This is a genomic window from Bacteroides sp. D55t1_190419_B8 (assembly GCF_015558905.1).
Lineage (GTDB): Bacteria > Bacteroidota > Bacteroidia > Bacteroidales > Bacteroidaceae > Bacteroides > Bacteroides vicugnae.
Genome location: NZ_JADMOU010000028.1, coordinates 39552 through 53129, shown reverse-complemented (window position 1 = coordinate 53129; position 13578 = coordinate 39552). Strand labels below are relative to the sequence as shown.

Annotated in this window: 11 protein-coding genes; 4 read left to right on the top strand and 7 right to left on the bottom strand. The window is 41.6% G+C overall.

All coding sequences use genetic code 11. The annotated features are described in order from the left end of the window. Positions 1-91: 91 nt before the first annotated feature. From I2I13_RS19450 to I2I13_RS19425, 6 genes are all read right to left on the bottom strand, one after another. On the bottom strand, positions 92-406 hold the full coding sequence (locus tag I2I13_RS19450) for a chaperone modulator CbpM (protein WP_167511769.1): 315 nt from the start codon (positions 404-406) through the stop codon (positions 92-94). Between the two features lie 14 nt (positions 407-420). Next, positions 421-1386: a DnaJ C-terminal domain-containing protein gene (locus I2I13_RS19445; RefSeq protein WP_122138235.1), complete on the bottom strand. Its 966-nt coding sequence runs from the start codon at positions 1384-1386 to the stop codon at positions 421-423. A gap of 113 nt (positions 1387-1499) precedes the next feature. Then, positions 1500-3203, bottom strand: a complete 1704-nt coding sequence (locus I2I13_RS19440; RefSeq protein WP_195650272.1) for a phosphoethanolamine transferase — start codon at positions 3201-3203, stop codon at positions 1500-1502. After that, positions 3190-4389, bottom strand: coding sequence for a BamA/TamA family outer membrane protein (locus I2I13_RS19435; RefSeq protein WP_195650271.1), 1200 nt, complete (start codon positions 4387-4389; stop codon positions 3190-3192). Before I2I13_RS19435 ends, I2I13_RS19440 begins: the two co-directional genes overlap by 14 nt. 89 nt (positions 4390-4478) lie before the next feature. Next, positions 4479-5492, bottom strand: a complete 1014-nt coding sequence (locus tag I2I13_RS19430; protein WP_195650270.1) for a low specificity L-threonine aldolase — start codon at positions 5490-5492, stop codon at positions 4479-4481. Positions 5493-5663: 171 nt separating this feature from the next. Next, positions 5664-5882 (bottom strand): winged helix-turn-helix domain-containing protein, encoded by a 219-nt coding sequence (locus I2I13_RS19425; RefSeq protein ID WP_004301053.1) that lies wholly within the window; start codon positions 5880-5882, stop codon positions 5664-5666. Between the two features lie 236 nt (positions 5883-6118). Here I2I13_RS19425 and I2I13_RS19420 point away from each other — a divergent pair, with 236 nt between their 5' ends. From I2I13_RS19420 to I2I13_RS19405, 4 genes are all read left to right on the top strand, one after another. Then, entirely contained in the window at positions 6119-7858 is a 1740-nt protein-coding gene (locus I2I13_RS19420; protein ID WP_195650269.1) for a thiamine pyrophosphate-dependent enzyme, read from the top strand. Positions 7859-8013: 155 nt separating this feature from the next. Continuing rightward, complete coding sequence (locus I2I13_RS19415) at positions 8014-8931, top strand: DUF2157 domain-containing protein (protein ID WP_195650268.1); 918 nt, start codon at positions 8014-8016, stop codon at positions 8929-8931. After that, entirely contained in the window at positions 8915-9889 is a 975-nt protein-coding gene (locus I2I13_RS19410) for a DUF4401 domain-containing protein (protein ID WP_195650267.1), read from the top strand. Before I2I13_RS19415 ends, I2I13_RS19410 begins: the two co-directional genes overlap by 17 nt. Beyond that, positions 9876-10373: a GDYXXLXY domain-containing protein gene (locus I2I13_RS19405; protein WP_195650266.1), complete on the top strand. Its 498-nt coding sequence runs from the start codon at positions 9876-9878 to the stop codon at positions 10371-10373. Before I2I13_RS19410 ends, I2I13_RS19405 begins: the two co-directional genes overlap by 14 nt. Before the next feature lie 278 nt (positions 10374-10651). On the opposite strand, the gene I2I13_RS19400 is transcribed toward I2I13_RS19405, so the two are convergent. Then, the gene (locus I2I13_RS19400; protein WP_148364619.1) at positions 10652-13549 is read right to left on the bottom strand and encodes a hypothetical protein; all 2898 of its coding nucleotides are present in this window, start codon (positions 13547-13549) and stop codon (positions 10652-10654) included. Positions 13550-13578: the final 29 nt, after the last annotated feature.

Genomic DNA, 13578 nt, shown 5'->3' with positions numbered 1-13578 from the left:
CTGAAAAAACGGAGGCTCTGATTGAATGAATCAGAGCCTCCGTTTACTATAAATAGAACCTCTGTTCGAATCAAACAGAGGCTCTGTTTTTTTACCAGTCCATATCTTCTATTTCCCGTTCCCGATACAGCAAAAGTTGTTTGCGAAGCGAACTCATTTCGTGCCTCATATCTTCCATCCTTTCCAACAAATGATGAATGGCATCGATACCTTCCATATTGATGGATAAGTCGTAGTACATTCTGCTATAACGTTCCACGTTCGGGAGTTCCGACAAAAGCAGATAATGTTCGCCGCCTTCGGTATGCACGTTAATCAAACCGCCCTCTTCCAACATTTCGATGAATGAAGGCTCAATATGACATTTGTGACAGTATTCACTGACAATTATTAATTCGGTCTGCATAGTACTCATTCATTTTAGTTCATACTCTGTAATTGACGGAACAACTCTTTTTGTTTGTCGGTCAAGTTCGTAGGAATCTTGACAGAATAGGTCACAATCAAGTCACCGAATTGTCCTTCCTTCTTATAAACCGGAAATCCTTTACCTTTCAGACGGACTTTCGTACCGTTCTGCGTTTCCGGTTTTATCTTCAGTTTCACTTTACCGTCCAGCGTGTCGACTACTTTCTCGCCTCCCAATACGGCAGAGTATAGGTCTACTTCCACATCTACGTACAGATCGTCGCCCAAGCGTTTGAACACCGGATCTTCAGCTATCACGAACGTAATGTACAAGTCGCCCGCAGGTCCTCCGTTGACACCCTCGGCTCCGTAGCCTTTCAGTTTAATAACCTGTCCGTCGGCTACACCGGCAGGGATAGTGATACGTACCTGTTTACCATTTACGGTCAATATCTGCTTATGCGTTTGAGCAGCATCACGAAGGGAAAGATGAAGTTCGGCATTAAAGTCCTGTCCGCGGAATCCCGCAGAGCCTTGTCCTCTTCCTCCCCGATGTCCGAACATGGATTCGAAGAAATCGGAAAATCCACTGGCATTGCCACCGGAGAATCCCTCTCCATCGGAACTATACCAATAGGTTCCGTTACCGTCGGAGAAACCCTGCCCCGCACCGCCGAATCCGCCGAAACCTCCTGCACCGCCAAAGCCTCCGGCTTGTTGCTGTGCACGTTTCTGTGCTTCGAATTCATCGGCATGCTTCCAATGTTCTCCGTACTCGTCATACTTTTTACGTTTCTCCGGATCACTTAGTACCTCATTGGCTTCATTGATTTCCTGAAACTTATCCTTTGCACTCGGGTCATTAGGATTCAAGTCAGGATGATATTTCCGGGCCAACTTACGAAAAGCCTTTTTGATATCATTCTGCGAAGCACTTTTGTCTACTCCAAGAATCTTGTAATAATCTATATAGGCCATGTTTTATGAATTTAATCGTTCATACATCATAAGGCAAATAACACGCCAATCCCGCTTTTGGATGCAAAAATTAAAATAAATAAGTATTAAGTATCAAGTATTAAGTATTATACCTAATACTTAATATCCTTCTTTTCCAGCATCTGGAAGTCTTGCTTCTTCATGCCCAAATCATCCAACGGACGGGGTTCATTGTGATCGTTCAGATAAACTCTCGGTTTTAGGACGTAGTGCGAAGCTGTTACAGCCTGCGAATCATCCCGGTAAGGGGTTTCTATTCCACCTAAAGACAGCATGGTCGGGAAGAAAGAACTGCTGGAGGAAATATTCTTATCCTTATTACCAATGGCGGTACTCCAGTGTTCGGGATAGCTTTCACGGTAGTTGCCAGACATCCAGATAAGGAACGGAACGTGAAGCTGATAATAAGAAGGTACAGGAGAAGCGTGAAGGAACAGATGACGGGAATCGTCGAAAATGTCCTCTCCATGATCGGAAGTGTAGAGCATGGCGGCATCTGTCTGCTGATTTTCCAGTATGCGGATAAGCCGTGACAAGAAACGGTCTGTATAACGGATAGAGTTATCGTAGGCATTTATCAGATTATCCCGGTATTTCCTTTCCGCATCAACCGGATAATCGGGTGTAAAGAAAGCATCTTCTGACGGATAACGTTCACGATAGTTAAAGTGGGAACCGTAAGTGTGAAGTACGATGAATTGTTTCGTCGCACCTTTCGCCAGTTCCTGCTCCACCAATTTCAGAAGTTCGTCGTCAGAAGGATTGTAGGAAGAACTGACAGAATCTTCTTTTATAAAATCGTACGTATCGGCTTCCATTCCGAAGAAGTCGATAAACGAATGGTTGTAACGTTGGTTGGAAAAGAAGGCTGTCCGGAAACCTGCCTCTTTGAAAGCAGTGATGATTCCTTTCTGATGGTAGATAGAGTCGTAGTTGCAGGCAGTAGCGTCCGACATCAGCATGGGGACACTTTTATGTGTCGTATTCGACTCTGTCAGTACTTTCGGGAAAGCAATCAGACCTGGTTGCCGGGATAAAAGCGGGTTTGTTTCACGTTCGTAACCATACAGTTGCCAGTTCAGGGCACGGGAGGTTTCTCCTACAACCATTACGTATACTTCCCGTTTTTCTTCCGGATGCGTAGGGCGGGCATGAAAAGTAAAGTCCTTGGATGTACGGTGATAATCCTGCGTCAAAGCGGTTCGCTGGAAGGCAAGACCTACGTTGTAGCATACATTCAGCGGGTATAAATCAGACTTCAACTCATATCCCGGGTCTTGCATATAGGCTCCGACAAGACTAAGGAGAGAGATTCCAAAGACTATGGAGGCTCTCTTCCGTTCTCTGCGGATAAATTCTGCCGTGAGTTTCCGCTTGCGTATAATTGAAATGGTTCCCAATATCAAAGCGGGCACGTAGAGTATGATTACGGCAATAATGGCAGGTGTGAGGTTATCAAGCAGTTCCAAGGCTTCACTCGAATTGGTGGTAACCAGATTCAAAAACATATCGACAGCGATAATGGACTGGCCGAACAAATAGAGCAGCACGATCTGAAAGGCTCCGAAGAACAGAAACAGGAATAAAATCCAAAGCATCTTGCCACAATTCCTCGACAAAGTCATCAACAGGTAATAGCAACCGAAAGGTAACAACACATTGGCGACTTTTGCCATAAATGGTAAAGGTTCTGTAAAACAGAGTACCATATTAGGTACTATCAAGATAAACAGGAACAGATAAAACAGATGTTCCTGATTCTCCAACCAATTCTTTATATTCTTAAAAAGCTTCATTGATGTTAAAAATAAATCCGGTCTGGTGTTTGCCAAACCCTAAATCCAAACGTACATTTACTCTCTTCTTAAACTCCCAACGATAACCGAAACCATAATTAGGCAGAATATGTTTCGGGGTGAACTCGGAGAGTCGCGGAAAAATCGTTCCCGCTCCTGCCCATACTGCCACTCCATTCCGCTTCCAAACGTGTTGACGGAGTTCTATCTGTGCATCCATAGCACACTTGTCCCGATAGCGTCCTTCGTAATATCCACGCATCGAGTAGGAACTTCCCAGCGTTGCCATCAAGCCCCAGGGGGTATCTCCATAAGTAAGCAATGTGTGGAATTGCCCCGCCAATACTCCGCCCTTCCATATCGGTTGATAATAGCTGGTAGTGAGTTCTGTGCTGCTAAACGCATATTTATTGCCGAGAAAAGCCGGACTGAACCGTTGGTCTATCCGCAAGTAATAGCCATGATATGCATTTGTCAGGAAATCACGTGAATCGTAAAGGAGGGAAAGCCCCAGGCTGGTATTGGTAGTCCGTGCAGCCATTCCTTCCCATAGTTCCGGTTTATCAAAGTCCCGCCCGTCGATATAATCAAATACGGCCATCGGTCCGATGTAGAAGTTCTTTGCCAGCCGGAACATAAAATCAACTTTCACCTGTGCTTGAAAACGTTTATAGTCGCTTTCATTATCAGAGTTGGCTCCATTGTCATATCCCCGTCCCCAATACAGGCTGGGGAAAGAATAGAAATACAGATTGTAATTCAACCGGTATTTATCTTGCGGGAACAGATGGTTTCCACGGACTCCCAACAAATAGAAGCCAACCGTTGACACATCTCCGTAAAGAGAAACATTGGAGGGAGGAAGAAGCGAATCGATCCGATCGGTGCGATATAATCCGGCTGCCACCAGTCCGAGTCCGAACTTGGTATCACTGGAATAGTGAGGACCGCCTATCACACTGAAATCAAACTTTTTATTCTTTTTTTCCTTATTGGCATCATTGAAGTAACCAAGAAACTTCTTAAAGAAGCTGCGCTTCGCCGGAACAGAATCTTCAATGGTTACAGGTATAGAATCCTCCGGCAGTTCAATTTTAGTAGAATGCAGCTGCGCGCCCAATGGGGTTTGTGTCAATAACAAAATCGCGAATATGATTAGCCTGTTCTGTCTAGTATTCATAATCATAAGAAGTAGAAAACTTTGCGGACAAAGTTAGTTTCAAACTTCTTATTACAACAGAGTTTCAGGCGCTTTTGTTGTTCCGGATTTCCTTTTTAACGTTTTAAAAGTCTTATAAACTCGCCTACATCCTCCTCTGTGGTATCAAAAGAAGTTACCAGACGGATTTCATTCTTCTCTTCGTTCCAGAAATAAAAGAAATAAGACTCCAGCATCCGGTCGATAACCGGGCGGGGCATGGTGAGGAATAACTGGTTACTTTCGGCTTTTTGAGTGAAAGTTACTTCGGGCAGTTTCTTCAATTCAGCATAGAGTTTAGCAGCCATTGCATTGGCATGACTGGCATTCTTCAGCCAGAGGTTATCTGTGAGATATGCTGTAAACTGGCAAGAGAGGTAACGCATCTTCGACGCTAATTGGGCGGATTGCTTACGGATGAAGCGGGCTTCCGATTGCAAGTCTTTATTAAATACAATCACGCACTCTCCCATCATCAGTCCGTTCTTCGTTCCGCCGAAACTAAGAATATCGACTCCGCAATCTACTGTCAGTTCTTTTAAGGTAAGATTCAAAGCAGCACAGGCGTTGGCTATTCTGGCTCCGTCCATGTGTACATACATGCCATTCAGATGGGCAAAGTCTGTCAGACGTTTCAATTCTTCGGGAGTATAAATGGTGCCAAGTTCGGTACATTGGGAGATGTAGAGGGCTCTGGGTTGTGAATGGTGCTGGTCGCCGAAACCATGCAGATAAGGTTGCATCAATTTCGGGGTAAGTTTACCGTCAGGAGTGGCGATCGGGCGAATCTGACAACCTGTCATTTTCACGGGAGAGCCGCATTCATCTACATAGATATGAGCCGTTTCCGCACAAAAGATGGAATGATACGGACGGGTCATCAACTGCAATGCTACCACGTTGCTACCTGTTCCGTTAAATACAAACAAGGAGACACAGTTGGGCGTAAAGGTATCCTTTATCTTCGCTACGGCTTCTTCTGTCCATTTATCATCGCCATATCCTAAAGAATGGTCTATATTGGCCCGGTTCAATGCTTCCATTACCAACGGATGCACACCGGAATTATTGTCGGAGGCAAAACTTCTCATTGTATCTTACATTTTAATTCGTGATGCAAAGTAACAGAATTATTTCCGGAAATCCATTGAAAGGAAGATACATAAAGCAGAAAAAGGATAAAAAACGAGAATCTCCGAAGTGCTGACTATGCTGTCATTCCTCCGGAGATTCTTCTGTTCTCGTTAAAGTGTCAAACTCTTTTAGCCAATATAAACATTCACACAGAGATATACATAAAGTTCTTCATCGCACTGATCGAACTCTATTTTGCTCTCCCTTGACAACCACCCCAAAGCGGCACCCAGTTCTTTATCTTTCAGCCCGGATTTTCTCTTCAAAAGTCCATAGCTCCACTTCTCATTATTGCTAAGCAGTTGCCAAACCTTACCGGCATTCACACCGATTTCATTTCTGTTCATTTTTCTAGAGTAATTAAGAGGTTTAATACATTAGGTTAAGATTTCGCCTATAAAGATAACAAAAGGATATTGCAATTGTTTATACATCTTTACCAAAAAGTTGTTACAGAATTAATTTTAACATAAAAGCGGTGATGTGTCCCGACACAAAGGCGTTATTAGCATATGTTAAATTAGAACTTTTCTTTGCAGCCATCTGTTATTACATAAAAATCAATCCTAAACCAATTACAGCTATGGCAAAAAAAATAGCAGAACAGTTGATAGATACTCTGGTAAAATCCGGAGTTGAACGCATCTACGCCGTAACAGGCGACAGTCTGAATGAAGTAAACGAAGCAGTCAGAAAAAACGATCAAATAAAATGGATACATGTGCGCCACGAAGAAACAGGGGCGTATGCCGCTGCGGCAGAAGCACAACTGACCGGTCGCCCGGGATGCTGCGCGGGAAGTAGCGGGCCGGGACATGTTCATCTGATTAACGGCTTGTATGACGCACACCGATCCGGCGCACCGGTAATCGCCATCGCCTCTACAATTCCTACCGGAGAGTTCGGTACGGAATATTTTCAGGAGACGAATACCATCAAACTTTTTAACGATTGCAGTTATTATAATGAAGTAGCCACTACTCCCACACAATTTCCACGTATGCTCCAGTCGGCCATACAAACGGCTGTCACCCGCAAAGGGGTGTCCGTTATCGGGCTTCCGGGTGACTTGGCAAAGGCTTCTGCCGTTGCTGTCGACTCGTCGGTTATCAACTATCCTGCCCCACCGGAAGTTTGTCCGTCGGAAGAAGATCTGGCTCAATTAGCCGAGTTGTTAAACAAACATACACGCATCACTCTTTTCTGCGGCATCGGTTGCCGGGGAGCTCACGAGGAAGTGATTGCGCTTTCCGAGAAGCTGAACGCTCCGGTTGTATATACTTTCAAAGGAAAGATGGAGGTGCAATATGAAAATCCGTATGAAGTGGGTATGACCGGATTGCTGGGAATGCCGTCGGGCTATTACAGTATGCATGAAGCCGAAGTGCTTCTCATGCTCGGCACTGACTTTCCTTATTCCGCTTTCCTGCCGGATGACATCAAGATAGCACAGATTGACATAAAGCCCGAACGTCTGGGACGCCGTGCAAAGGTGGATATCGGACTTTGCGGTGATGTTAAACTTAGCATCCAAAGTTTATTGCGTATGCTGAATCCGAAGACGGATGATTCGTTCCTGTTGAAACAACTCAAAAGATATGAAGGAGTAAAGAAGGATCTGGCTGCTTACACGGAAGATAAAGGTGATGTAAATAAGATTCATCCCGAATATGTGATGTCCGAAATAGACAAACTAAGTTCGGATGATGCTGTGTTCACAGTAGATACGGGAATGACTTGTGTGTGGGGAGCGCGTTATCTGCAAGCAACAGGCAAACGCCACATGCTGGGTTCTTTCAATCACGGTTCTATGGCAAATGCTTTGCCGCAAGCCATCGGCGCCGCACTAGCTTATCCGGATCGTCAGGTAGTGGCACTTTGCGGAGACGGCGGACTGTCTATGACTCTAGGAGATTTGGAAACTGTTGTCCAATATAAGTTGCCGATCAAAATCATTGTATTCAACAACCGCTCACTAGGAATGGTGAAGTTGGAAATGGAAGTGGACGGACTGCCGGACTGGCAGACAAATATGCTGAATCCGGACTTTGCCCAAGTGGCTGAAGCAATGGGAATGGCAGGCTTTAATGTCAGCGATCCGGAAGAAGTATTGACTACCTTACTTAATGCATTCGAACTGGATGGTCCGGTACTTGTCAATATCATGACTGATCCGAATGCACTGGCCATGCCTCCGAAAATCGAATTCGGACAAATGGTGGGTTTTGCACAGTCGATGTACAAGTTGTTAATCAACGGTCGCTCACAAGAAGTTATTGATACTATCAATTCTAACTTTAAGCATATACGGGAGGTATTTTAAGTTATTCTCTTTTTAGGATCTTCAATACCTCTCCCAAAGTATGACTTACTATTATTGCTAATCGCAATAAGGTAAGTCATACCTTTTTATAGTCTATCTTGAAGTGGAAATCATTTTATTTTCTTATGTTTGCAATTATCAAAAAGTAAAAACACATGGAAAAGCCCGACCTTTCGCCTTTATCCCGACAAGCTCTACATGCAGATAAAAAACAGTGGAATCAATTCCTTTCTATTTTTTTATTGGCAGTGGGCGTTGGCTTTACAGTGGCAGGCATCATCTTCTTTTTTGCCTATAACTGGGATGAACTACCTAAATTTGCCAAATTAGGAATGGTAGAAGTATTATTAGTAGTCTCTGTCCTGCTCGCTACATTTACCCGTTGGAGTAAGCTCGTCAAACAAATTCTCCTCACCGGAGCTACATTTCTGATAGGTACGCTTTTCGCTGTCTTCGGACAAATTTACCAAACAGGGGCCGATGCTTACGATCTCTTTCTGGGATGGACTCTTTTCACCATTCTCTGGGCGATTGCTATCCGCTTCGCTCCGTTATGGCTGACGTTCATCGGATTACTTTGTACTACGATATGGCTGTATAATATACAAATTGCCGGCTATGGCTCTTGGGAAATAACTCTATTGGGTAATGCAGTAACCTGGATATGTGCCGTGGCAACTATTATTACGGAATGGATGAGTGCAAAAGGTCATTTGAACAGAAACAATCGTTGGTTTGTCAGTCTTCTTTCGTTGGCTACCATTCTACACACCAGCTTTCTGTTAATGGCGGCCATCTGTGATGATTATACCATATTATCTGTTCCTCTCATAACTACTGTCCTTCTATTCGCAGCGGGACTTTGGTACGGATGGAGAGAAAAGAGTCTGTTCTATCTCGCTATCATTCCTTTTGCCACATTAATGATTTTATTGACTACATTCATATCTAAAAGTGATCTTAGGGATGTTCAGATATTCTTCTATGGAGGAATTATTGTCATCACCGGGACAACTTTACTTATTTACATCATTCTTCATCTAAAAAAGCAATGGTATGGCACAGAAGCATAACCTCACTATTCAAGTCGTATCCATTATCGGGGGAATCCTGACGGCTATTTTCTTTCTGGGATTTCTGGCACTTGCCAGAATCATTCAATCCGAGATTTCCAGTCTGATTATAGGAATTTTGTTAATCATTACTACGTTAACAATCAGCCGCGTCGTTGTCCGGCCTTTTCTGGATGCGATGAACATCACTTTATATATAGCAGGATGCGTATTGGCAGGCTTTAGCATGAGTGCTAATATTCATGCCCTCTTCTTTATACTTATAATAATCAGTATACTCACTTTCTTTTTATCAAGAGGATTCATTCTCCCCTTTCTTTCAGTCATTCTGTTTAATATATCTTTATTTGGAGAAATTGCCTATGTCTTTTCTTCGTTTTATCCCCTGCAAATAGCAGTAATCCCTATCCTTGGAGCATTTCTATTTATCAATATCTTCGAAGTAAAGCTGTTTGAGTGGATAGAGAGGGGGAATTACTTTTTTAAATACAGACCGTTTCATGCCGGTTTATTTATATCCAGTATCGTCTCACTGGGAGGATTATCAATCAATTATCTGGTATCGGAAACAAATAGCTGGCTCGTATCGGGCATATTGTCCGTTTGTATATGGGTAGGACTTCTTATCATAATTCAACAAATCATGCAAGTCATGAAAGTCGACAATCCGGTGAATCAGATTGGTATCTACGTTCTTTGTATTATCATCTGTCTGCCTACTGTATTTGCTCCTTATTTATCCGGCAGTTTGTTACTGATTTTAATATGTTTTCATTATGGTTATAGAGCAGAGTGTGCCGCTGCACTTCTTCTCTTTATCTATGCCGTTTCCAAATACTATTATGATTTGAATTTGAGCCTGCTCACCAAATCCATTACGCTTTTCTTCATCGGAATTGCATGTATTGCAGCCTGGTATTTCTTCACTCAAAAAAGAACAAGACATGAAAAAATATAGCCGAATATTGATTATCGTAAACCTGATACTGTTACTAGGGTATTTCAACTGGTCGGTTTATAAGAAAGAGCAGATATTGAAAGACGGACAGTTGGTTTTGTTACAGTTAGTTCCTGTCGATCCCCGCTCTCTCATGCAAGGAGACTATATGAGACTTAACTACCAGGAAGCCTCATCAGCTCTGGTAGACGAACAAACTGCCACACGCGGTTATGCCGTACTTCGAACTGATAGTAATCAAATAGGAGAATTTGTACGATTGCAAAACGATTTAGAACCTGTAAACAGCGGTGAGCTAGCTATCAAATATAAAATAGTAAATAACCGGGTATATCTTGGTGCCGAGTCTTTCTTCTTCGAAGAAGGACAAGATACTCTTTATCAAAAAGCCATGTATGGCGGACTGAAAGTGAATGATAAAGGACAAAACTTACTTGTAGGACTGTATGATAAAGACTTTCATCGTATTCAATCCGATAAATAAATTAATAATGAGAAGACCCGGACTTTCACAAGCCCGGGCTCTCTATACTCTCAAAACATCTCCTTAATCTATAGGGAAATAAGGGACTAGCAAATTGGTTCTAGTGCAAATAAGGAGATGTTATGAAATAAAAAAAGGGATACCTGTGGGAAATAAGGGAGGTATCCCTTTCTATAAGAAGAACAGAATTGGAAGGATTGACTTTCACAAGCCAAATCCTTCACTCTGTTTCTTCTCGGCGTATTCTTCACACAAGGTGAAGAAGGGTTTTATCTGTTTTACTTCACATTAGCAGGTATAGTTACTGTTATTACATTATTATTTGCATAATTAGTAATTGTACCCCATTGTGAGCTAGCAACAATCATTACGTAAGCGGTATAATCAGTTTGGAAATTATATCCTTTACCAGTAGTTGTAAATGACAACTTACCATCATTACCAACTGTTAAGTATGGACAAGTTGTATCTTTGCCTTTAGCATCTACAAATTTGAATGAAGGAGCAGTCAGACCATAAATAGCGAGTGGAGTAGCTGTGCCAAACTCAACTTGGTCATCTACCTGACTACCATCTTTCCACATAGCTTTACCTCTCATATCATTCCAACTAAATCCATCGGCCAAAGGATAAACACCAGCCTTGCTGTTCAGTTCTACTGCTTTCTTACCAGCAACCCAAGAACCACTAATATCATTGATATTTACATCAGCTGTTAATTTCTGAAGAGGTGTAGTCGTACCCGCTAAAGACACTGTAGCAACGATTTGTACTTTCGCATCTTTTCCATCTGTAGTCTTACCTGTATATTCATCCTTCTTAAATGTCAATGTCGGTTCACTATAGCTAATACCTTTAATCTTATCCCAATTAGGAACATCAATTTTCAAAGTAGCACCTGTAACACCAGTAACAGCTGCCTGCACAGCAGAATAGTTAGTAAACAGCTTAGATAAGTCATAGCTCAAAGTAATAGAAGATGGTTTTTCTTCCTGATCCAGTGTTGGAGTAAATCCAACTTTACCAGCTGTTGCTGTTCCACCCCAAAGATATTTATCTACTGCCAACTCTGCAATTTCAGGGTTTTGTACTGTAATAGTAGCAGTAACTATAATTTCTCTACCATCAGAAGTAAATTTAGCCTTAATAGGATAAACACCGGCAGGAGTTTGTGCTGCAATGACAGCTGTTAATTCATTTTTAGAAGAAGGATCTGTAGAAATAGCAAAATAAACTTTATCATTTGCTTCTTTCACTACTTCACCTGTCAAAGCTTGGAATTCAGTAAGAGTCAACTTCACGTCTTCAGCATCATAAATCTTATTCAATGGGAATTTCGAAGCTGCAACAGTTTGTGCGTCATTACTCCAAGTTGCAGGTTCAATCTTACCATAATCAATAGTAGCTTTTTTAGTTGTCTTAGTAACAGTCACTGTACCAATCTTCTTATCAGCAGCAGGAGTATAGAAGCCTGCAGCAGTCACTTTCGCATTAACATCTGTAACTTGGCCAATATAACTTGGAGTCTCATAGGCATTCAGCATTACAGCAGTACCACTAACCTTGAAGTAAGTGTCATTAACTACACTAAATGTTGTAGTCAAAGATTTTGGATCAAAGCCCGGATATTCAGACAATTCAACCTCTGACGGAGTAGTTCCATCTGCACTATTAGATACAGACAATACAACACGACCTTTATCGTTATATTCTGCCTTGCCATCTTTAACATCATAAGGAAGTTCCATATCTACATCAGTACCAGAATTTGCTTTATAATATGCATCTACCAAATACTTCTTTCCAACAATAGCTGCGAAATAATCAGAAGTAATATCTGTTTTACCTAATGTTTCTACTTTATCTTCTTTAGTAACTACGTGCATACACACAGCAAAGCTCTTTGTAGCATTAGACTTAATTGTATAAGTTACTAAGCCACCATCTACAACTGGCTTATCAACTACCACAAACTGATCTACCTGCACAGCTCTCGTCATTTCTCTATCTGCACTAAAAGTCACATCATAATTGTCTACAAATGATTCAGCAGCATCAGCAGGAGAAATACGGAACATAACTTCTTGAGTAGAAGCACCATCAAGAGTAATTGTTCCATAATTGGCATCTGCCGCTTTTGATTTAGCATACAACGTAGTAAAGTTTACTATTCTATCGGATGTCTTAGGAACAAATGATACGCTTTGCACCATCTTCTTGATAGCATTGATCTCATCTTGAAGTTCTTTCTTTAAGCTAGCAAGTGACGAATCTTCTTCTTTTAATTGTGCTTTTATTATAGCCTCAATTGCTTCTGTTAGATTTTTACTACCTGCAGGAAGACTCAACGCAGTCAAAGCCTGTCTGGATGCTTCAATTTGGTTTAGAATATCAGCATACTTCTCGTAATTATCATTCTCTTTAATGAAGGCATCTACAGCTTCTTGCAACTTTTCCAGTTCTGTCAATCTAGCCAGAATACCATCTTCTTTATCATATAAAAGAGTATAGCAATCTGTAATAAATGCTTCCATGGATTTCCAAACACCACCTGTCAAAGTAGAAACTTCATTATTGATAGCTTTAAAATCAGCTAAAGTAGCTTTCTGTACTACACCTTGAACATATGCAGCAATATCACCCTCTTTCTCTATTGCCTCTTTAATGCTATTATTGATTAATGCATCGAAGCTTGTGTTGTCAAATCCACTTAAATCACCTGATTCTTTATATTTTTGCTCTGCTTTTACCAAAGCATCCAAAGTTGATGATACTTTATTTAAAGCATCAATATCCGTTTTTAATTTAGCAATGGTTTCATCAGTCTTAAGATTCTCCCATGTCAACAAATTAGTCTTGTCTGCCAACTGTTTTGCAAGATCTGCCAATAAAGCTTCATCTCCCCCTTTAGCTAAGGCATCTTTCAAATCTTGAATTTCTTTTTCCAAAGCTGTAATATCAGCTTTCTTGTTCAACAGTTCTGTCAATTCACTTTTAGCTTTATCAACAGCCGCTTTCAATTCTTCCGAGCTGACCGGACTTGTAGATGTAATCTTATCAATTTGCTCCTGCAAATTTTTAACATCATCATCGTAGTCCTTGCAACTTGTCACTGCTGTGCTAACTGCAAGTGCCAACGCCCCGAAGAACATCACTTTTACAAATTTTCTTTTCATAACTACTTAAAAATTACATTAATAATATA

Excerpts from the sequence above, each read along its gene's own strand:
- I2I13_RS19415 (WP_195650268.1), top strand. The coding sequence starts at position 8,014 with ATGGAAAAGCCCGACCTTTCGCCTTTATCCCGACAAGCTCTACATGCA.
- I2I13_RS19410 (WP_195650267.1), top strand. The coding sequence starts at position 8,915 with ATGGCACAGAAGCATAACCTCACTATTCAAGTCGTATCCATTATCGGG.
- I2I13_RS19405 (WP_195650266.1), top strand. The coding sequence starts at position 9,876 with ATGAAAAAATATAGCCGAATATTGATTATCGTAAACCTGATACTGTTA.
- I2I13_RS19445 (WP_122138235.1), bottom strand. The coding sequence starts at position 1,386 with ATGGCCTATATAGATTATTACAAGATTCTTGGAGTAGACAAAAGTGCT.
- I2I13_RS19425 (WP_004301053.1), bottom strand. The coding sequence starts at position 5,882 with ATGAACAGAAATGAAATCGGTGTGAATGCCGGTAAGGTTTGGCAACTG.
- I2I13_RS19440 (WP_195650272.1), bottom strand. The coding sequence starts at position 3,203 with ATGAAGCTTTTTAAGAATATAAAGAATTGGTTGGAGAATCAGGAACAT.
- I2I13_RS19435 (WP_195650271.1), bottom strand. The coding sequence starts at position 4,389 with ATGATTATGAATACTAGACAGAACAGGCTAATCATATTCGCGATTTTG.
- I2I13_RS19430 (WP_195650270.1), bottom strand. The coding sequence starts at position 5,492 with ATGAGAAGTTTTGCCTCCGACAATAATTCCGGTGTGCATCCGTTGGTA.
- I2I13_RS19400 (WP_148364619.1), bottom strand. The coding sequence starts at position 13,549 with ATGAAAAGAAAATTTGTAAAAGTGATGTTCTTCGGGGCGTTGGCACTT.
- I2I13_RS19450 (WP_167511769.1), bottom strand. The coding sequence starts at position 406 with ATGCAGACCGAATTAATAATTGTCAGTGAATACTGTCACAAATGTCAT.
- I2I13_RS19420 (WP_195650269.1), top strand. The coding sequence starts at position 6,119 with ATGGCAAAAAAAATAGCAGAACAGTTGATAGATACTCTGGTAAAATCC.